General features: G+C 73.0%; 16 protein-coding genes. 8 read left to right on the top strand and 8 right to left on the bottom strand.

Annotated elements, in window-relative coordinates; all coding sequences use genetic code 11:
- Window positions 1–5 precede the first annotated feature (5 nt).
- Window positions 6–752 carry a GntR family transcriptional regulator gene (locus ACFPLC_RS32175; protein ID WP_191306754.1) on the top strand — a complete coding sequence of 249 codons (747 nt, stop codon included), beginning with the start codon at window positions 6–8 and terminating at the stop codon, window positions 750–752.
- A 291-nt stretch (window positions 753–1043) separates the two neighbouring features.
- On the top strand, window positions 1044–3440 hold the full coding sequence (locus ACFPLC_RS32170; protein WP_378192243.1) for a DUF7617 domain-containing protein: 2397 nt from the start codon (window positions 1044–1046) through the stop codon (window positions 3438–3440).
- Here the strand turns inward: ACFPLC_RS32170 and ACFPLC_RS32165 are convergent.
- The 4 genes from ACFPLC_RS32165 to ACFPLC_RS32150 are packed head-to-tail and all read right to left on the bottom strand — an operon-like array spanning window position 3350 to window position 7863.
- Window positions 3350–4192 (bottom strand): MHYT domain-containing protein, encoded by an 843-nt coding sequence (locus ACFPLC_RS32165; protein ID WP_378192245.1) that lies wholly within the window; start codon window positions 4190–4192, stop codon window positions 3350–3352. The genes ACFPLC_RS32170 and ACFPLC_RS32165 overlap by 91 nt on opposite strands.
- Before the next feature lie 13 nt (window positions 4193–4205).
- A complete protein-coding gene (locus ACFPLC_RS32160; RefSeq protein WP_378192247.1) occupies window positions 4206–4586 on the bottom strand; it encodes a DUF742 domain-containing protein in 381 nt (126 codons plus the stop codon).
- Window positions 4583–5062, bottom strand: coding sequence for a roadblock/LC7 domain-containing protein (locus tag ACFPLC_RS32155; RefSeq protein ID WP_378192249.1), 480 nt, complete (start codon window positions 5060–5062; stop codon window positions 4583–4585). The genes ACFPLC_RS32160 and ACFPLC_RS32155 overlap by 4 nt, the downstream gene beginning before the upstream one ends.
- Window positions 5059–7863 carry a sensor histidine kinase gene (locus ACFPLC_RS32150; RefSeq protein ID WP_378192251.1) on the bottom strand — a complete coding sequence of 935 codons (2805 nt, stop codon included), beginning with the start codon at window positions 7861–7863 and terminating at the stop codon, window positions 5059–5061. The genes ACFPLC_RS32155 and ACFPLC_RS32150 overlap by 4 nt, the downstream gene beginning before the upstream one ends.
- A gap of 465 nt (window positions 7864–8328) precedes the next feature.
- Here ACFPLC_RS32150 and ACFPLC_RS32145 point away from each other — a divergent pair, with 465 nt between their 5' ends.
- Complete coding sequence (locus tag ACFPLC_RS32145) at window positions 8329–9576, top strand: low temperature requirement protein A (RefSeq protein ID WP_378192253.1); 1248 nt, start codon at window positions 8329–8331, stop codon at window positions 9574–9576.
- Between the two features lie 243 nt (window positions 9577–9819).
- On the opposite strand, the gene ACFPLC_RS32140 is transcribed toward ACFPLC_RS32145, so the two are convergent.
- The 4 genes from ACFPLC_RS32140 to ACFPLC_RS32125 all read right to left on the bottom strand — a co-directional run bounded on the left by ACFPLC_RS32140 (window position 9820) and on the right by ACFPLC_RS32125 (window position 13706).
- A complete protein-coding gene (locus ACFPLC_RS32140; RefSeq protein WP_378192255.1) occupies window positions 9820–10266 on the bottom strand; it encodes a DUF6098 family protein in 447 nt (148 codons plus the stop codon).
- A 22-nt stretch (window positions 10267–10288) separates the two neighbouring features.
- Complete coding sequence (locus ACFPLC_RS32135) at window positions 10289–10768, bottom strand: hypothetical protein (RefSeq protein WP_378192257.1); 480 nt, start codon at window positions 10766–10768, stop codon at window positions 10289–10291.
- The gene (locus tag ACFPLC_RS32130) at window positions 10765–13152 is read right to left on the bottom strand and encodes a molybdopterin oxidoreductase family protein (RefSeq protein ID WP_378192259.1); all 2388 of its coding nucleotides are present in this window, start codon (window positions 13150–13152) and stop codon (window positions 10765–10767) included. Before ACFPLC_RS32130 ends, ACFPLC_RS32135 begins: the two co-directional genes overlap by 4 nt.
- 77 nt (window positions 13153–13229) lie before the next feature.
- On the bottom strand, window positions 13230–13706 hold the full coding sequence (locus ACFPLC_RS32125) for a MarR family winged helix-turn-helix transcriptional regulator (protein ID WP_378192262.1): 477 nt from the start codon (window positions 13704–13706) through the stop codon (window positions 13230–13232).
- Between the two features lie 79 nt (window positions 13707–13785).
- Here ACFPLC_RS32125 and ACFPLC_RS32120 point away from each other — a divergent pair, with 79 nt between their 5' ends.
- From ACFPLC_RS32120 to ACFPLC_RS32100, 5 genes are read left to right on the top strand one after another with little or no spacing between them, the layout of a single operon-like run.
- Window positions 13786–14142 (top strand): DUF6292 family protein, encoded by a 357-nt coding sequence (locus tag ACFPLC_RS32120; RefSeq protein WP_191306764.1) that lies wholly within the window; start codon window positions 13786–13788, stop codon window positions 14140–14142.
- Window positions 14123–15916: a thiamine pyrophosphate-requiring protein gene (locus ACFPLC_RS32115; RefSeq protein ID WP_378192264.1), complete on the top strand. Its 1794-nt coding sequence runs from the start codon at window positions 14123–14125 to the stop codon at window positions 15914–15916. Before ACFPLC_RS32120 ends, ACFPLC_RS32115 begins: the two co-directional genes overlap by 20 nt.
- Window positions 15913–16989: an enolase C-terminal domain-like protein gene (locus ACFPLC_RS32110; RefSeq protein WP_378192266.1), complete on the top strand. Its 1077-nt coding sequence runs from the start codon at window positions 15913–15915 to the stop codon at window positions 16987–16989. Before ACFPLC_RS32115 ends, ACFPLC_RS32110 begins: the two co-directional genes overlap by 4 nt.
- A 39-nt stretch (window positions 16990–17028) precedes the next feature.
- Window positions 17029–20067, top strand: coding sequence for an FAD-binding and (Fe-S)-binding domain-containing protein (locus ACFPLC_RS32105; RefSeq protein ID WP_378192268.1), 3039 nt, complete (start codon window positions 17029–17031; stop codon window positions 20065–20067).
- Complete coding sequence (locus tag ACFPLC_RS32100; protein WP_378192270.1) at window positions 20064–20366, top strand: hypothetical protein; 303 nt, start codon at window positions 20064–20066, stop codon at window positions 20364–20366. The genes ACFPLC_RS32105 and ACFPLC_RS32100 overlap by 4 nt, the downstream gene beginning before the upstream one ends.
- The last annotated feature ends 2 nt before the right edge of the window (window positions 20367–20368 follow it).

Genomic DNA, 20368 nt, shown 5'->3' with positions numbered 1-20368 from the left:
CCGGTGTGACATCCGGGGCCTCGCCCCAAGCCGGGGCGGACCGGCCGCCCACCGTCAAACGCGACCGCGTCCGGCGGCACCTGCTCAAGGTGATCGAGAACGCCGGCCCCGGCACCGGCCTCGCCTCCGAACGCGACCTGGCCGCGGAGCTGGGCGTCTCGCGCCCGACCGTCCGCGCGGCCATCGACGAGCTGACCCGCACCGGGCTGCTGGTGCGCCAGCGCGGCCGCGGCACGTTCACCAGCCCGCAGAAGGTCACCCAGGAACTGGCGACCGGCCTCGCGGTGCCCCCGGCGGAAGGGCACTGGACCAGCCGGGTGGTCGCGTTCGCGGTGGCGCCGTCCCCGCGGTCGCTGGCCGGGGAACTCGAGCTCGAACCGGGCACGCCGGTGCTGCGTGTCACCCGGGTCCGGCACGTCGACGACGAACCGATCGCGATCGAGGGCCTGGCGCTGCCCGCCGCCCTGGTCCCCGGCCTGCGCCCGGCGGACCTCGAAGCGGGCAACTTCTACCGCCTGCTGCGGGAACGCTTCGGGATCACCGTGCAGGACGCGGTGCAGACGATCGAGCCCGCGGTCACCGACCCCGGCCAGGCCGAGCTGCTGGAGATCGCCGTGTACGCCCCGATCCTGCGCATCGAGCGGATCACCCGGGACACGGCGGGCCGGATCGTCGAACTGACCCGCTCGGTCTACCGCGGCGACCGCTACCGCATCACGTCGAAACTCCGCTTCGACGCCGATTCCGGATAAATCAAGGACAATAGATCTTCACCGGTTCCGATTCCGGCGAAATCGGCGACCACGCGTAACTCGAACGAGTGAATCGAGCGTGGCGTCCGGGTGACAACCGGCCGCAAAACCCCTCTTCAAAGCAGGTTCCGCCCCGGCGGGCCACCCATCAGGTTGGACTGTTCGGTTTCGCCTTTCCGGCGCCCGGGTGAGAGTGCTTCAACCACGCCGCCGGTTCGGCATAGGATTTTCCTTCGGCCGGGAAAACGTTTCCCGGCCCATTCCACCCATTTCCAGAATCGAGGACCAACCATGCGAAGACGCATGCTGGGGGCGGTCCTGCCCCTGGTGCTCGCCACGGCGGCCGCCGTCCCGCTGCCCGCGGCGGCCGACCCCGCCCCGCCGGTTTCGGCGCTGACGAAGTCCGTGCAGGGCACCGGTTCCCCGGCCGCGCACGGCGCGACCGCGAACTGGGTCGTCGGCTACGAAGACCACGCGACCACGACCGGCGCCGCCACCATCACCGACGCCGTCGGGGCCGGCCAGGCCTACCAGTCCGGTTCGCTGCACGTCCCGCCCGGCTGGACGCCGCAGTGGTCCACCGACGGCAGCACGTTCACCGGCGCCGAACCGGCGTCCGGCGTCACCGCGGTCCGCGGGACGAATCCCGCCGCCGGACCCGACGCGACCCAGCTGACCGGCGCCCTCACCCCGCCCGTGCCGGCGGCGACCACCGCGACCGGCGGCGACGGCTTCACGCCGATCCTGTACCGCACCCCGAGCGGCGTGCTGCAGGCCTGGAACATCTACCACCACCTGGGGGCCACGTCGCCGAAGGTGGTCTGCACCGAGCTCGCCACCGGGGCGCGCTGCCCGGGCGGCCCGTGGCCGAAGGTGCTCAACACCGCCCCCGGCCCGCTCGGCACCCTGGGGGCCGGCGACATCGCCACCACCATGGTCGAGCAGTACGTCCGCGATCCCGCGGCGCCCGCGAAGGTCTACTACCCCGCCGTCACGGCGGCGTCCGTCGGGGTCGCTTGCCTCGACATGGCCGCCGCGGCCAACTGCGGGTACTGGCCGTTGGCCGCCACCGGCGGTTCGCCCGCGGTCAACGGCCTCACCGGGTTCGTGGAGACCGGCGGCAACCTGTACGGCCTGGTCACCAGCGGCACGGTGGTCTGCTGGACCATCGCGACCCAAAGCGCCTGCGGCGGTCAGCCGTACGCGCCGATCGCGCCGGCCATCAGCGGCAACCCGTACGTCTACGGCGCCATGGACGTCGTGGCGGGCAAGGTGTTCGCTTCGTCGTCGAACCCCAGCACCGCGCAGGTGCCCTCGCTGGGCTGTTTCGACCCGGCGACGGCCACCGCGTGCGCCGGCTGGGCGTCCTGGCGGCCGACCGGGCCGGCGGGGAACTTCACCTACAACGCCTACACGGCGTTCGGCACGACCGGCACTCCCGTGGGGGTGTGCTCGTCGACGACCGGCGTCACCAACGTGACCACGTGCTACGCCCTCGACGGATCCGCGCTGCCCGCACCACCGGGCGCGGCCGCGCTGCCGAACGGGACGTACGTCTTCAACCCCGAGGTCGTCACCGACCCGGGTGGTCACCTGCGCAGCTACCTCCCGGTGTGGAACGGGGGTATCGCGGGCGCGGCGGTGTGCCACGACTGGACCACGGGGACGGCGTGCGCGGGGCTGCCCGCCCGGATCACCCACCCCTCGGTGAACGGGGGCGCCACGCGGGACTACGGCTACGCGTACGACGCGCCGTCGGGCTGCCTGATCGGCCTGGGCGACGCCGGGGTCCTGTTCTCGATGGACCCGGCCACCGGCGCGTCGCCGTGTGTGCGCTCCGGCGGGCAGGTGACCCTGCGTCCGGGCGACTTCTACTGCGACGGCGGAAGCCACGTCCAGGGCTACACGTCCGCGCGGCTGACGGGCGTCGACCTGGCGAACGTCGACTTCGCGGCGTCGCGGGTGACGGTCGTCGACCAGGACAACGCGGTGGTGCCGACCCCGGGCTTCGCGCCCGACGGCTCGGTCGACCTGACCGGCGTCTCGGTGGCGGCGCACCCGTCGATCACGGTGACGACGACGCTGGTGCTGCACAGCGCGGCGGGCTTCAGCGGGTCGCTGGTGGTCGACTTCGCGGGTGACGCACCACAGCTGTGCTTCCGCACGACAATCTCGGCGGACTGCCTGGTGACGTTGGTGGCGAACACGGCGACGGGCACGGACTCGACGGGTTCGTTCACGTCCAACACGGTGACGCTCCCGGTGGCCCCGGGCGCGTCGTGCACCCCGAAGGTGACCGTGCAGAAGGAGATCTGCACGGCGGTCCACCCGGCCCAGTGCGGCCCGGGCGGCGCCGGACCGTGGGCGAAACAGGCCCCCGTGGGCCTGCTCGGGGTGCTCGCGGCGTCGGCGTACTGGCGGATCACGGTGACCAACTCCGGTCCGGTCGGGATTACCTCCGCGCAGGTGGTGGACACCGTGGAGCCGTCGTGCCAGACGGGTCCGTTCGCACTGGCGGCGGGCCAGTCGAAGCAGGTGTACTGCGCCACCTACGCCCTGCTGAACCTGTTCCCCATCACCAACCAGGCGAAGGTGAGCTACCTGCCGGTGAACGTCCCGCCGGGGACGCCGGTGTCCACAACGGACTGGTCGTCGGCGAAGGCGTGTTCGCTGCTGTGCGGCCTGTAGGGAGGTGAGATCGCCGGCCCGAGGGGACCTTCTCCGCGGGCCGGCGCCATCAAGACCGCGCACAGCGGCACGGCCATCGCGATCGCCGCCACCACGAACACCGGGAACAGGAAGGAGAACACCTCCGCGCCCGCCGGGTCCGGGGCGGTCATGTCCATGTGCATCCGGACCGCCGCCATGCCCGTGTAGTGCATGCCCGTCACCGCCGCGCCCATCACGAAGCCCGCCAGCAGCCGCAGCGCGAGGCGGTCGAGGAAGACCGCGAACCACAGCGCCGCCGTCGCCGCCACCACCGCGATCACCACCGACAGCGCCACCAGGCCGCCGTCGTAGCCGAAGTCGCCCTTGACCCGCAGCGCCGACATCCCGGTGTAGTGCATGACGTTCACCGCCAGTCCGGTGATGACGCCGCCGAGGGCCAGGCGCCACCAGCCGAACTTCGCGCGCCCGCCCACCACCAGGAGGCCCGCGAACACGGCCGCCACCGACAGGATCGCCGACAGGACCGTGCGGAAGATGTCGTAGCGGACCGGCATGCCCGGGGTGCTGAAGCCGAGCATCGCGACGAAGTGCATCAGCCAGATGCCGACGCCGCCGATCGAGATCGCCGCCAGCACCAGCCACCGCACGCGGTGGCGGGGATCGGCCGCGTACCGGGCCTGGACCGCGCAGGCCAGCCCGAGCGCGCAGCCGACCACCGACGTCAGGTACGCGAGCACGAGCAGCCAGTGCCCCAGCGCGAAATGCTCCATGGCGAAGTCCTCTCTACAGGTCGCGCAGCCCGTGCAGCACGCGTTCCATCAGGTCGTGGCGCTCGTCCCAGGTGGCGGTGTCCGACAGCGTGTCGCGGACGATCACCAGGTAGTCCTGCATCAGGTCCGACACGAGCACCCGGACCACGCCGAGCGGCAGGGCCAGCAGCGCGGCGATCTCCATCAGCGACCGCGGCCGCACGCACAGCTCGAGGACCTCCGCCGGCGCGCTCGACGTCTGGTAAGCGGCTTCGGCCCGCCCGTCGGCGGTGGTCTCGACCAGTGCTTCGACGGCGATCTCGACCGCCGGGGCGGTCCGGCCTTCGGTCCACGCGTAGGGGCGGGCCAGCGCCGGGCTGCGGCGCGGCTCGTCCCCGGGCGGGTCGTCGATCACCGGTGGTCCTGGGCCACCGGCATCTCGCGCGCGGGCACGTCGACCTTCTGCCCCACTCGCTCGACCAGCATCGTCATCTCGTAGCCGACCAGCCCGATGTCGCAGCCGGTCGAGGCGAGCACGACGAGGTTCGAGCCGTCGCCGACGCTCATCAGCAGCAGGAACCCCTGTTCCATCTCGATCACCGACTGCACGACCCGCCCGGCGGTGAACAGCTCGGCGGTGCCGAGGGAAAGGCTGGACAGACCGGCGGCGATGGCCGCGAGCTGGTCGCCGCGTTCCCGGGGCAGGTTTTCGTCGGCGGCCACGAGCAGCCCGTCGGCGGAGACCAGCACGGCGTGCGCGACGCCCGTGACGTCCTGGACGAACCCGTTGACCAGCCAGTTCAGCGTCGCGGACCGGGCGGTCGTCCGCGTCCCGCCGAGGGAGCGGGCCGCCGGCTCGGTGGCGGAGCGCCGGGGGTGCAGTTCCGTCATCGCGGATCCACTTCGTCCTTTCCGGATTGTTCGGCACGCGCGGCGGTCTCCATCCGGGCCGCGCGCATGCCCTGGTAGTGGCGCGAGAGACTGCTGCGCACGGCGGCGGCGTCGCGGAAGCTGCCACCGGCCTGTTCGCGAACGCGCGGAACGACGGCACCGGGGGCGAGCTGCGCGCCGGGCCGCCGAGTGGGCAGCCCGGCCCCGGTGAGGCTTTGCGCGGCCGGCGGCTCGAGAGCGCTTTCGGCGGCTTGCCGGACGCGGTCGGCGGGGGTGTCCCAGTCACCGACGGGGGTGGGTTCGGGACGGGCGGAGGAACCGGCGGCGGCCGCGGCGCGCTCGGATCGGCTCGCTGCGGACTGCACCCCGGCTGACGGTGCCCCAGCCGAACCCCGGTCTCCCGCCTCGGCCGGTTCCGCCGGCCCGGCCGAGGCCTCGGCTCGGGCGGCCCGCCCCGCCGCCTCGGCGGCCCCGGCGGCGGCGGGTTCGGCTCGCTCGGACCGGCTCGCCGCGAACTCCACCCCGCCTGCCGGTGCCCCAGCCGAACCCCGGTCTCCCGCCTCGGCCGGCTCCGCCGGCCCGGCCGAGGAAGCGCGCGCGGCCGGGGTTTCCGCTCGGGCGGCCCACCCCGCCACTTCTGCAGGCGCGGCCGAATCCACCGGCCCAGCGAGGGCTGCCCGGTCGGCCGGAACCGCGGGGATCTCGGGCGGCCAATCCGGATTCTCCTCCGGCGCGGAGGCCGCGGGCAGCTCCGCCCGCTCCCCCACCGCCGGCCACTCCACCGGCACCGTCTTCCCGTTCCGCCGGGCCACCGGTTTCGCCGCCGGCTCGGTGAACCAGCTCGTCACCACCTGCTCGAAGATCGGCGTCGAAGCCTGGGCCGGCACCACCGGTGGCCGCGGGTGGCCGTTGCGGGCCGCCGAAACCAGCCGGCCCGCGCCGATCGGGCGGGCCAAGTCCGCGATCACCAGTGCTCCCGGGACGTGGACGCTCGCCGTCACCCCCGCGTGGCGTGCTCCCGTTCCCGTGGCGCGCAGCCGGACCGTCACCCCGTGCAGGGCCGCCAGCCTGCCGACCACGAACAACCCCATGCGGCGGGTCGTCTCCGGGCCGACCGTTCCGGCCGCGGCCAGCCGGTCGTTCACCGTGGCCAGCTCCTCCTGCGTCATGCCGAGTCCCTGGTCGACCACCTCGATGAGCAGCCCGCCGTCGGCGCCGCGGTCGGCCGTCAGTGCCACCTTGTGCTCCGGCGGCGAAAAGCGCGTGGCGTTCTCCAGCAGCTCCGCGAGGATGTGCACCACGTCCGCCGCCGCCTCGGGCTGGACCGAGCTGCGGGGCGCGTTGCCCAGCGCGACCCTCCGGTAGTCCTTGACCTCGGACGTCGCCGCGCGCAGGAGGTCGCGGGTCGGCACCGGTTCGCGGCCGTGGCGGACCGGGCGGCCGCCCGCCAGGACGTGCAGGTTCTCGCCGTTGCGGCGCAAGCGGGTCGCGATGTGGTCGACGCGGAACAGTTCGTCGAGCCGCCGGGGGTCCTGTTCCCCCGCCTCGAGGTCTTCGATGATCGACAGCTGCTGCTCGACCAGCGACTGGCTCCGCCGCGACAGCGTCATGAACATTTCGCTGACCTGCTTGCGCAGCTCGGCCTGCTCGACCGCGAGCCGGACCGCCTGGCGGTGCATGTCATCGAACGCCCGCGCCAGTTGACCGATCTCCTCGTCGGTCCCGACGCCGCTACCGGGCACCGCACGCCAGTCGACTTCGTGGCCTTCGCGGATCTGCCGGACCGTCTCGGGCAGCTGGTCGTTCGCCGCGTGCAGGGCGGCCGCGCGCAACCGGCGCACCGGCGTGACCAGCGAGCGCACCACCAGCAGCGCGATCGCGAGCGCGGCGAGCAGCGACCCGAGCACCAGTGCCGTGTCACGCAGCGAGTCCGCGCGGGCCCGGTCGGCCGCGGTCGAGACGTCCGCCGCCAGCTGCGCCGCGACGTCGTTCAGCACGCCCGTCACCCCCGCGGCCTCGGCGGTGATCGACGGCAGCAGCGACGCGAGCGGGCGGTCGCCCGGCTCCTGCAGGGCGTCGAGCCGCCGGTCGGCCGCGTCGGTGAACCGGGCCAGCTGGTCGCCGGTCAGCTGGTGCTCCGCCTGCTCGGCGAGGACCTCCTGCTCGGCGACGGTCCCGATGACGGCCGGGCGCAGGGAAGCGTCGTCCGGGCTGGTCTGCGCGGCCCGCCGGTAGGTCTCTTCGGTGGCCAGCTCGCCGCGCAGGTGCACCAGCAGCCGGGTGGGTTCCGCGCCGGCGGCGTCGGCCGGGACGAACGCGGGCACGAGGTCGCCGAGGGTGGCGATGATGTCGTTGTAGCCGGCGGCCTTCGTGCGGACGTCGCCGCCGCCGGCGCCGGCCGCGCGGATCCCGGCGAGCTTGCCCAGCGCGGTGTTCAGCGCCCGGCCGGTGTCGGCGGGCAGCGGGGCGAAGCCGAGGTCGCGCTGGACCGCGGCCACCTTCGCGTCGACGGCCGCGGTCAGCGTGTCCGGCGCGCCGGCCGGGACCGCGACGGCGGCGACCATTTCCTCGCCAAGCGACGCGGTCAGGTCGATCGTGTCGCGCAGCACGGGCAGCCGGTCGCGGGCCGCGGAGAGCGCGGTCGCCCGGTCGAGTTCGCCCTGGATCCGGATTTCCGCGAGCGCCACCGCGACCAGGACGGGCAGCAGCAGGACGACGCTGATCTTGGTGCGGACGCTCCAGTGCCCCGGCCACCACGCGGCGTCCGCCGGGCGGCGGAGGGTGGATCTGCTTTCGTGCATGGCGGAATCGCTCGATTCCCAGCCGCGCGCACGGCTGACGTCGAACTCGGACAGGACGAGGGGGCCCCAGGGCCGATCGAGGACGCCGGAGAAGCGGACGGGAACCCGGCTCCCGGACCGGGTACGACGTGGCGTTGATCGAGCCGACCAGCAGCGAACATCACCCCCGGCGTGCTTGTCAACCCTGCACAGCGGCGTTTCGGAATGCCGGGATCGAATTATTTCCGACACCCTCTCCCCGTTGACGCATCGTGTTCTTCCGGTCGCTGCTTGCACATCGTTCAAGCACATTTGCGCAGCTCTGGCGGCTACCCGGCAGTAGATCAAACACTTCCGCGCGCTGGCGGCAGAATTACCCACAGCAGTCGCCGGGGCGAATTCGGCCATCGTTCGAATGGTGGGTTATTAATTTCCGCGATGTGCCCGGCTGGAAGTCCCGACCCGGGACGCGGCAGAATCGCGGCCGTGACCGAAGTGGACGAACGGGGCGGCAAGCGGGTCGGCTGGGTCGAGCTGTACTTCGATCTCGTCTTCGTGTTCGCGGTGGGCCAGGTGGCGCACGGCATCGTCGCGGACCCGCACTGGGCGCGCGCCGCCGCGGCGCTCGGCCTGTTCGCGACGCTGTGGTGGACGTGGATCGGCTTCGCGGTGATGTACAACCGGCGGGGCGACGACAGCCGCGTCGCCGACCGGCTGTTCGTGCTCGCCGGCACGATCCCGTGCGGGATCGCCGCGACCCAGCCGCACCACGTCTTCGAAGGGCACCCCGAGGTCTTCGCCGTGGCCATGGCCGCGGTCCGGCTGATCCTGGCGGCCGCGCACCGGTGGCCGCGCGGCGGCGGCGACCAGCGGCGGATCAGCTGGGGCTACGCGGTTTCGGCGGTCCTGTTCGGCGTCTCGGCGGTCCTGCCGCACTTCGGCCTGCTGTGGGCGTTCGCGCTGGTGCAGGAGGCCGGGTTCCTGCTGCTGGGCGACCGCGACCGCGACCGGGGTCGTGGCGAACGGCCGACGCGGGAGGCGCGGTGGCGCACCATGTTCACGCCGCCGCGCGACCCGAACCTGGCGGTCGACTCGGCGCACCTGGCCGAGCGGTTCGGGCTGTTCATGATCCTGCTGCTCGGCGAGCTGGTGATCACGGTCGGCACGGCGGCGCTCGAGCGCCCGGCCGACGACCTGGGGTATTGGCTGGCCCTGGCCGGCGGGCTCGTCCTGGCCGGGGCGCTGTGGTGGGTGTACTTCTCCTCGGCGGTGGAGATCTACGAACGCCTGCTCGGCTTTTCGGGCGGCAACCCGGCGCTGGCGTACTCGCTGTACGCGGGCGGGCACCTGATGCCGGCGTTCGCGCTGCTGCTGATGGCGGCGGGGGTGAACCTGTCCCTGCACGAATCCCCACCCCCCGCGGCGGCGTGGTTCACGACGGCGGGCCTGACGATGTACCTGGCCGGAACGCGCGTCTTCGCGGCGGGATCGCACCACTGGTACGTCGCAGTGGCCCGGGTGGCGGCACTGGCGGCGACGGTGAACCTGGCGTTCCTGGACCGCGTCCTGCCGGCACCGGCGGTGGTGCTGGTGATCGCGGTGTGGGCGGTGGCGACGGCCGTGGTGACGGCGGTGATCCGCCACCGCAGCTTCACCCGCCTCGGCGACGACCCGGTGGCGTTCTTGCGGCAGGTCTCCGAGGGGCGCGGGACGGAACCGGAGGGCGGCGCCTGAGGATCCGCCCGGTGTCCCCATCTCGACGGACCCCGAGGGCGGTGCCTGAAGATCCGCGCCCGGTCCCCATCTCGGCCGGGGTGTGGACAAGTCGGCTCGAGGGGTGGGTTCGGCGGGGTTTTCGTCGGGAGGGGTCGATAGGCTGGAGCGGGGACGGACCCCCAGGGAGGGTGGGCGCTGCTCTCGAGGCCCCCAGCCGCTTCGCCGGAACGGACCCGCCGAAGTCGGCCGCGATCCCGCGGGTCAGCGGTGCACCCGGCGGTCCATCGGCCCCCACTCGCGCGACCCCTGCTCGTCCACCAGCCGCCGGGCTTCCCGCAGCACCTCGTCCGCCACCCAGGCCAGCGGCTTCACGGCCACCACCAGTGGCTCGTTGTCCGGGCCGCGGGCGATCTCGCGGCCGCGCAGGACCCACGGCCGCACGTCCGGGCCGCGCACCTCCCGGAGGTGCTCGTAGTCGTACAGGCGGCGCGCCAGCCACAGCCGCAGCGACCGGTCGCGCCACCACGGCTCCAGCCGCAGCGAGTTCGCCGACAGGCCCGGCAGCGAGATGCCGGTCAGGCCGTCTCGGCTCGACGCGCTGTCCGCCAGGTCGACCTCCGGGCCCCGGGACCAGCGGACGTACAGGTCGTCGCCTTCCGCTTCGAAGAGCCGGGCCAGCTCGGCCAGATCCTTCACCGTCGGCAGCATGATCACGCGTTACCCGGCTGACCTAGCTGGTCAGGATCTGCGGCGAGAGCACCTTCAGCATCGCGTTCGTCCACTTCAGCTGCCGCAGCGTCTGCGGGTGGCACCGGGTCGCCAGCTCCAGCAGCTCGCTGTCCTTCGCCGCCTGGGCGCTCTGGGCGAGCAGCTCCCAGTCCAGCGACACGCCCGCCGCGCGGCGGTGCAGGCGGCGCAGGTCGGCCAGCAGCAGCAGGCCCGGCTCGGGGCGGCGGCCGCTCAGTTCGGCCAGCGCCGTTCGCAGCGGCTCCAGGGGGCCCGGCCCCGGGACGTCCTCGCCGAGGTCCAGGTCGTGCGCGCGCCCCGCGCGGGCGAGATCGCGGACGTGCGCCGCCGACCAGGCCGCCAGGTCGCGGGCGACGTGGTGGACCTCGTGCTCCGCGTGGTGCCGGTCCGACGTCTTCAGCAGGTCCTTGGCCAGGTGCGTCTCCGCGCGGTGCAGTTCGCGCAGCACCAGTCCGAGCTTCACCGGACCACCTCCTCGTCGACGGCCGCGGGCACCGGCTCCGGCCGCGGGGCCGCGACGGCGGCCACCTTGCGCAGCGCGGCCGCGGCCGTCTTGAACAGCGGCTGCTTGGACACCGGGTCCCAGTCGGTGAAGGTCAGCTCGTTGGCCGCGCGGTCGCCGTCCTTGCCCGCCGGGTGCTCGACGTCCCAGTAGCCGTAGTGGAACGGCAGGAACAGCACGCCGTCGCGGATGCCGCCGACGCGGACCCGGGCGCGGACCGCCCCGCGCGGAGTCGAGACCTCCGCGAGGTCGCCTCCGGCCAGCCCGGCGGCTTCGGCGTCCCGTGCGGACACCTCGAGCCACACCTCCGGGGCGGCCGCGCGCAGCTCCGGCGCCCGGCCGGTCTTCGTGCGGGTGTGGAAGTGGTAGATCGTCCGGCCGTTGACCAGGAAGAACGGGTGGTCCTCGTCCGGCTTTTCGTGCGGGGGGACGTACTCGGCCGCCTTGAGCATGGCCTTGCCGTCCGGGTTCATCGCCCGGTATTCGGTGGGTTCCATCGGCGCGCCGGTGACCAGGTCGCGGCCGTAGCTCTCGCAGTAGTCCGGCTGGGCGAAGAACTTCCCGTCGGCGTAGAGCCGTTCGGTCCCGTCCGGACTGTCCGAAGTGCACGGCCACTGGATCCCGCTGACTTCGCGCAGTTTCGCGTAGCTCAAGCCGCTGTAGTCGCACGGCCGCCCGGCCGACGCGCGTTTCCACGCCTCGAACGCGGTTTCGGCATCGTGCCACTGCGGGAAGGGTTCGCCGTCATTGCCCCGGAAGTCCATCCGCCGGGCGTAGTCGAGGAAGATGTCCAGGTCGGGACGCGCTTGCCCGGGCGGGTCGACCGCCTTCTCCGACAGGTGCACGGTGCGGTCGGCGTTGGTGAACGTGCCGGTCTTCTCGCCCCAGATCGCCGCGGGCAGCACGACGTCGGCGAACTCGGTGGTTTCGGTGCGGAACGCGTCCTGCACCACCACGAACAGCCGCGAAGAGTCCAGGATGGACCGGATGCGGTGCAGTTCGGGCAGCGAAACGGCCGGGTTGGTGGCCGACACCCACAGGAACCGCAGGGTGCCGGTTTCGGCGTAGCGCAGCATCTGCATGAGGTGCGTCGGCGGCCCGTAGTGCGGGATCTTGCCGACGTCGACGTTCCACAGCCGCGCCAGCTCGGCCACGTGCGCGTCGTTGGCCCAGTTGCGGAACCCGGTCAGGTCGCCGTCGGCGCCGCATTCGCGGGTGTTCTCGGCGGTGGGCTGGCCGTTCATCTGCAGCACGCCCGCGCCGGGCTTGCCGAGCATGCCGCGCAGCAGCACGAGGTTGTTGACCTGCACCGCCGCCGCGGACGCCTGGTGCGACTGGTAGAAGCCCTGCAGCACCGTGCACAGCAGCCGCTCCGCCGAGCCGAGCAGCCGGGCGGCCTCGCGGATCCGCCCCGCGTCGACGCCGCAGATCTCCGCGGCGCGCTCGGGCGGGTAGTCCGCGACCATCGCGGCGAGGTCGTCGTAGCCGACCGTGCAGCGGTCGACGTACTCGCGGTCGACCCAGCCGTGCTCGACGATCTCGTGCAGGATCCCGTTCATCAGGGCGACGTTGGTCCCGGGCAGCGGCGCCAGGTGCAGCGTCGCCGCCCGGGCGACCGGGGTGTCCCGCGGGTCGACGCACAGCACCGCGGGCGGGTTCGGCCCGGCGAGCCGGTCGAGCACGCGCGACCACAGGACGGCCTGCGTTTCGGCCATGTTGTGCCCGAAGAGGGCGATGACGTCGGCGTGGTCGACGTCGGTGTAGGACGCCGGCTGGCCGTCGCAGCCGAAGGACTCCTTCAGCGCCGCGGCCGCGGTCGCCGTGCAGAGCCGGGTGTTGCCGTCGAGGTGGTTCGTGCCCAGCCCGCCGCGCGCGATCGCGGCGAGCGTGTAGTACTCCTCGGCGAACAGCTGGCCGCTGGTGTAGAAGCCGAGCGCGCCCGGGCCCTGCTCGTCCAGGAGTTCCTTGCTGCGGCGGACGACCAGGTCCATCGCTTCATCCCAGGTCGCCTCGACGAGCTCGCCGTCCTTGCGCACCAACGGGGTCGTCAACCGGTCCGGGGACGAGTTCGCCTGCCAGCCGAAGAGGTCCTTCGGGTCGAGGCGGCCGTGGTTGACGCGGTCGTCGGCGCGGCCGCGGACCCCGGCGATCCGGCCGTCCTTGACCGCGATGTCGAGCCCGTCGCCGTTGGAATGCAACACCGCGGCGCTGCGGACCCAGCGGTCGACGTCCTCGGGGCGCACTCCGTCGGCGAGGTGGGTGTCCACCCGCACCGGCCACGCCTGGCCCGGTCCGTAGGGCGTTCTGGTCCCCCAGGGTTCGGTGATTCCGTCGCGCTTTCCCACCGCAAGGACCTCCGATCACGCCGCAGCTGAGCGAGGGATACCCGCGATCACGGCGAGCAAACTTCGATTCGGGCGTTTTAGTTTGCGCGACGCAAAAGTGAGCCGGATTCCGGTTCGTCCGATTCGACCGCTCGGGCGAACCGCTCGAACGCGGCGATCGCGGCGGCACGGGCCGGCGGGTCGAGCCGGCCGAGGACGCTCGCCAGCACCCGGCGGCGATCGCGGTCCACGCGGTCCACGAGCTGACGGCCCGGTCCGGTCGGGGCGAGCAGCGTTTCCCGCCGGTTCAGCGGGTTGGCCGCCTTTTCCAGCAGGTTCAGCGCGACCAGCCGATCACACGCCCGGGTGACCGACGACGGGTTCATCGCCAGCTCCCGCGCTACCCGGCCCATGGTGACCGGGGTCCGGTCGACCACCACCCGCAGGGCGCGGAACTGGGTGAGCGTCAGGTGCTCGGTGTTCCGCTCGACGGTCGAGTCGGCGATCAGCACCATCGCCCGCAACGCCGCCAAGGCCGCGTCGGTACCGTCTTGCTCCTGCCACGTTTGCGTCACGCAAGTATGATAGACGGCGAAAGCGGGTACAGCGATCCGTGAGCGCCGAAGGCGACCACGGAAGGAGGCGTCCGCGCCGGTGAAACCCGATCCCGGGCACGTCGAGGCCGCGGCCCTGCGCGACTACGTCGAGACCGTCGCCGAGCTGCTGCGCGTCGAACCGGCCGCGTCGTGGAGCGAATGCGGCAGTCCGTCGAGTGCCTACATCGCACTGGCCGACCGGCGCGCGGGCCGGCACCTGATGCTGTCGTGGACCGACCGCGGCGGGTGGTGCCTGGCCGTGGAGCCGGACGGCGCGGAAGAGCCCGCGGTCCTGGTCCGCTGGCCCGACCCGGCGCGGCCCCGGCCCGCCGTCGTGGCCCGCCGGGTCCACGAGGCGCTCACCGAAGCGGCACCGCACGCCCAAGGGAGTACTCATGAGCCAGACAGTCGGTGACTACCTGCTCCAGCGCCTGCGCGAGTGGGGAGTGGAGCAGGTCTTCGCCTACCCCGGCGACGGCATCAACGGGCTCGTCGCCTCGTTCGGCAAGGCGGACGACCAGCCCCGCTTCGTGCAGGCCCGGCACGAGGAGATGGCCGCGTTCGCGGCCGTCGGCTACGCGAAGTTCAGCGGCAAGGTCGGCGTCTGCATGGCCACCTCGGGCCCGGGCGCGATCCACCTGCTCAACGGCCTGTACGACGCGAAGCTCGACCACGTCCCGGTGGTCGCGATCGTCGGGCAGACCGCGCGCAGCGCGATGGGCGGCAGCTACCAGCAGGAGATCGACCTGCAGGCGCTCTACAAGGACGTCGCGAGCGAATACCTCGTCGAGGTCAACGTCGCCGAGCAGCTGCCGAACGCCCTCGACCGGGCCATCCGGACCGCCGAGTCGTCCCGCTGCCCCACCGCCCTGATCATCCCGGCCGACCTGCAGGAGGAGGAGTACACGCCGCCGCAGCACGCGTTCAAGCAGGTGCCCTCCAGTCCGCCGGGCACCGCGTGGTCCCGGCCGGTGCCCGCGGAGACCGACATCGACGCGGCGGCCGAGGTGCTCAACGCCGGCGAGAAGGTCGCCATCCTGGTCGGGCAGGGCGCGCGCGGCGCGGCCGAGGAGGTCCGCCAGGTCGCCGAGGTCACCGGCGCCGGCGTCGCGAAGGCGTTGCTGGGCAAGGACGTCCTGCCCGACGACCTGCCGTGGGTGACCGGCTCGATCGGGTTGCTCGGCACCCGGCCGAGCTACGAGATGATGCGCGACTGCGACACGCTGCTGATCATCGGCTCGAATTTCCCGTACAGCCAGTTCCTGCCCGACTTCGGGCAGGCGCGCGCGGTGCAGATCGACCTGGACGGCCGGTTCATCGGGATGCGCTACCCGACCGAGGTCAACCTGGTCGGGGACAGCGCGGCCACGCTGCGCGCGCTGCTGCCGAAGCTGGCGAGCAAGCCGGACCGCTCGTGGCGCGAGACGATCGAGAAGAACGTCGCCTCCTGGTGGGACACCGTCGAAAAGGAAGCGGCGGTGGACGCCGATCCGGTGAACCCGATGGCCATCGTGTCCGAGCTGTCGAAGCGGATCCCGGAGAACGCCATCGTCACCGCGGACTCCGGCTCCTCCACCAACTGGTACGCCCGCAACCTGCGGATCCGCGGCGACATCCGCGGGTCGCTGTCGGGCACCCTGGCCACCATGGGCCCCGGCGTGCCGTACGCCGTCGGCGCGAAGTTCGCCCACCCCGACCGGCCGGTGATCGCCCTCGTCGGCGACGGCGCCATGCAGATGAACGGCCTCGCCGAGCTGATCACCATCGCCCGTTACCAGCACCTGTGGAGCGACCCGCGCTGCGTGATCTGCGTCTTCCACAACAACGACCTCAACCAGGTCACCTGGGAGCTGCGCGCGATGGGCGGCGCTCCGAAGTTCGAGCAGTCCCAGAGCCTGCCGGACGTCGACTACGCCGGCTTCGCGCTGTCCCTCGGGCTCGCGGCGGTCACCGTCGACAAGCCCGACCAGCTGGCCACGGCGTGGGACACCGCGCTCACGGCGGGCAAGCCGGCGGTGCTGGACGTCCGCTGCGACCCGGACGTGCCGCCGATCCCGCCGCACGCCACTTTCGAGCAAATGAAGTCGGCCGCCCAGGCCGTGCTCAAGGGCGACCCCGACGCGCTGCACCTGGTCGCCCAGGGCGTCAAGACGAAGCTGCAGGAGTTCCTGCCCGGGAAGAACCGGTGACCACGATCGAGCGGGTCGGCGCCCGGGCCTACCGGGTGCCGACCCCGCAGCCGGAGGCCGACGGCACGCTCGAGTGGGAGGCGACCACGATCGTCGTCGTGCACGCCGAAGCGGGCGGGGTCCACGGGCTGGGCTGGACCTACGCCGACGCGGCCTGCGTGCCGCTGATCGAAGGCGTGCTCGCGGCCGCGGTCCGCGGCCGCCCGGTGCTCGACGTGCCCGCCTGCTGGGCGGCCATGCAGCACGCCATCCGCAACCTCGGGCGCGCGGGCCTGGTCTCCTGCGCGATGTCCGCCGTCGACATCGCGTTGTGGGACGCCGCGGCCCGGTCGCTCGAACTGCCCGTGAGCAGGCTGCTCGGCCGGGTGCACGACGAGGTCGCCGTCTACGGCAGCGGCGGTTTCACCAGCCTCTCCGACGACGAACTGGCCGCCCAGCTGGACCACTGGGTCCGGCAGCAGCGCATTCCGCGCGTGAAGATCAAGATCGGCGCGTCGCCGGATCGCGCTCTCGACCGGGTCGCGCTGGCCCGCAAGGTGATCGGCGAAGACCCGGCGCTGTACGTCGACGCCAACGGCGCCTACTCCCCCGGCCCGGCCCGCCGGGTCGCCGAGCGGCTGGTGGAGTGGAACGTCACCTGGTTCGAGGAGCCCGTCTCCAGCGACGACCTGCCGGGGCTCGCGGCGGCGCGCTTCCCCGGCGGCCCGGACATCGCCGCCGGGGAGTACGGCTACGACCTGCCCTACTTCGCCCGCATGCTGCCGTCGGTCGACTGCCTGCAGGTCGACATCACCCGGTGCGGCGGCTACACCGAGTGGCGGCGCGCGGCGGCACTGGCCGCGGCGGTGAACCGGGACGTGTCGGCCCACTGCGCCCCGAACCTTTCGGCGCACGCCGCCGTGGCCACGCAGAACTTCCGGCACATCGAGTGGTTCGCCGACCACGACCGGATCGAACGGCGCTTCTTCGACGGCTGTCTCGACCCCGACGGCGGCACCGTGACGCCGTCGATGGCCGCGCCCGGGCACGGGCTCACCTTCCGCGCCGAAGCCGCCGCCGAGTACGCACTCTGAAGGAGGATCCGCGATGGGACCCGTCCAGCTCCCGATCCGGTGGTGCGCCACGCGGATCACGAAGACCTCGACACCGGCGCGCTGGCGGCGGCGCTGCGCGAGCGCGTCGACGGCGAAGTGCGCTTCGACCGCGGGACGCGCGCGGCGTACTCGACCGACGCGTCCAACTTCCGGCAGGTGCCCCTCGGCGTCGTGCTGCCCCGGACGCCGGAGGACGCGGCGGCGGCGATCGCGGTGGCCCGCGAGTTCGGCGCCCCGGTGCTCTCCCGCGGCGGCGGCACCAGCCTGGCCGGCCAGTGCACCAATACCGCCGTCGTGCTCGACTTCTCCAAGTACTGCACCCGGCTGGAGTCGGTCGACGCCGAAGCCCGGACCTGCGTGGTGCAGCCGGGGATCGTGCTCGACGAGCTCAACCGGCAGCTCGCGGACACCGGCCTGCGGTTCGGGCCGGAACCGGCGACGCACATGAACTGCACTCTCGGCGGGATGATCGGCAACAACTCCTGCGGGGCCACGGCCCAGCGCACCGGCAAGGTCGTCGACAACATCGCCCGCCTCGAAGTCCTCACCTACGACGGAACCCGCTTCTGGTGCGGGGAAACCACCGACGAGGAATACGCCGAGATCGAGCGCCGCGGCGACCCGCGCGCGGCGCTCTACCGGCAGCTGCGCCGGCTGCGCGACGAGTACGCCGAGGAGATCCGCCGCCGGTACCCGGACATCCCGCGCCGCGTCTCGGGCTACAACCTCGATTCCCTGCTGCCGGAACACCACTTCGACGTGGCCGGGCTGCTCGTCGGCAGCGAGTCCACTTTGGTCACCGTGCTCCGGGCCGAGCTGGAGCTCGTGCCCGTGCTGCCCGAGCGGACGCTCGTGGTGCTGGGGTACCGCGACATCGCCACCGCCGCCGACGCCGTGCCCGCCGTCCTCCCGCACGAGCCGGTCGCGCTGGAAGGCGTCGACCACAAGCTGATCCGGGACGAGCAGATCAAGCACATGAACCCGAAGGCCCTCGGCGAGCTGCCGCACGGGCGCGCGTTCCTCATGGTGCAGTTCGCCGCCGGCACCCACGAGGAAGCCGAGCGGCAGGCGCACAAGATGCTCGACGCCCTGCACGGCACCGAACACGAGGCCGACGCCGAGTTCCTCGACGACCCCGCCCGCGAAGACGAGCTGTGGCAGGTGCGTGAAGCCGGGCTCGGGGCCACCGCCCACCTGCCGGGCCGGCCCGACACCTTCGAAGGCTGGGAAGACTCCGCCGTCGCGCCGGAGCGGCTCGGCGAGTACCTGCGGAAGCTGACCGCGCTCTACGAAGAGTTCGGCTACGCGGGCGAAACGGGCCCGAGCCTGTACGGGCACTTCGGCCAGGGCTGCGTGCACACGCGGATCCCGTTCGACCTCTACACCGCCGACGGCGTCGCCACCTACCGGCGGTTCATGGAGCGCGCCGCCGACCTCGTCGCCGAGCTGGGCGGGTCGTTCTCCGGCGAGCACGGCGACGGCCAGTCCCGCGGCGAACTGCTGCCGAAGATGTTCGGCGCGGACCTGGTGACCGCGTTCGGCAGGCTGAAGGCGGTGTTCGACCCCGGGAACCGGATGAACCCCGGCAAGGTGGTCGCCCCCTACCGGCTCGACGAGAACCTGCGGCTGGGCGCCGGCTGGGCGCCCGCCGACCCGCAGGACCTGTACTTCCGCTTCCCGCACGACGGCGGCTCGTTCGCCGAGGGGGCCAACCGCTGCGTCGGCGTCGGCCGGTGCCGGCAGCACACCACGAGCGGCGGGCAGGTGATGTGCCCGTCGTACCAGGTGACCGGCGAGGAGGAGCACTCCACGCGCGGGCGGGCGCGGCTGCTGTTCGAGATGCTCGACGGCCACGGCGACAGCCCGGTCGGCGACGGCTGGCGCTCGACGGAGGTCCGTGAAGCGCTGGATCTGTGCCTGGCGTGCAAGGGGTGCAAGACCGACTGCCCGGCCAATGTGGACATGGCGACGTACAAGGCGGAGTTCCTCGCCCACCACTACGAAGGGCGCCCGTGGCGGCGGCCGCGGTCGGACTTCACGATGGGCTGGCTGCCGGCGATCGCCCAGGTCGTGGGCCGGCTCCGGGCGGGCCGGGTGGTCAACGCCCTGACGCACGCGCCCGGCCTGTCGCGGCTGGCGACCCTCGTCGCGGGCGTCGAGGACCGCGAAGTCCCGCTGTTCGCCGGGGAAACGCTGCAGCAGTGGTTCGCGCGGCGCGGGCCGTCGGGCACCGGCGCCCGCGGGACGGTGCTGCTGTGGCCGGACACCTTCACCAACTCGTTCCACCCGCACGTCGGACAGGCCGCGATCGGGGTCATGGAGGACGCCGGGTGGCGGGTGACCATGCCGTCCGCGGCGCTGTGCTGCGGGCTCACCTGGATTTCGACCGGGCAGCTGGGCGTGGCGAAGCACATCCTCGCGCGCACGGTCCGCGAACTGGCCGCCCACCTGCACGACGGCGGGCTCGTCGTCGGCCTGGAACCCAGCTGCACCGCGGTGTTCCGCGCCGACGCGGCCGAGCTCTTCCCGGGCGACCACGACGTCCGGCGGCTGCGCGCGCAGACCGTCACCCTCGCCGAGCTGCTCACCGAGCACTCCCCCGGCTACCGGCCGCCGCGCCTGGACGCGAAGGCGATCGCGCAGGTTCACTGCCATCAGCACGCGGTCATGGGCTGGGACGCGGACCGGACGCTCCTCGAAGCCGCCGGGGTCGACGCCGAGCACCTCGACTCGGGGTGCTGCGGCCTGGCCGGGAACTTCGGCTTCGAGAAGGGGCACCTCGACGTCTCGAAGGCGTGTGCCGAGCGGGTCCTGCTCCCGCGCGTCCGGGACGCGTCGCCGGAGACCGCGGTGCTGGCCGACGGGTTCAGCTGCCGCACCCAGCTGCACGAGCTGGACAGCGGCGGCCGCGAAGGCGTCCACCTGGCCGAGCTGCTGGCCCGGGGGCTCGACGCCCCGGCGGAGACCCCGAAGCGGAAGCTGAAGGGGCTGGCCGCCGCGGCCGGCGTCGCGGCGCTCGGGGTCGCGGTGGCTCGGTGGGCACGGTGGGCCCGGTGACGCGCGGGGTCGCGGTCGCGCGGGCGGTCTGGGGCGGCGGGATCGTGGTCGCGTCGCGGTCCCTGCCGATCCCGCGGAAAGTGGCGCTGGCGCTGGGATTCCGCCACCTGACCCAGGCCGCCGCCGTGCTGCGGCGGCCGGACGGGGTCGTCGCCCGCTGGGGCTGGACGATCGACGTCGCGCACAGTGTGAGCATGCTCGGCCTGGCCGCGGTGTCGCGCCGGTGGCGGACCGCGGCGCTGGCGAACGCGGTCGTCGCGGCCGCTTGGGCTCGTACGGGAAAACGGAGGCAGTCCTGAAC

Source organism: Amycolatopsis plumensis, assembly GCF_042652605.1.
Lineage (GTDB): Bacteria > Actinomycetota > Actinomycetes > Mycobacteriales > Pseudonocardiaceae > Amycolatopsis > Amycolatopsis plumensis.
The sequence above is the reverse complement of the archived record's forward strand: the minus strand, read 5'-3'. Positions and strand labels throughout refer to the sequence as shown.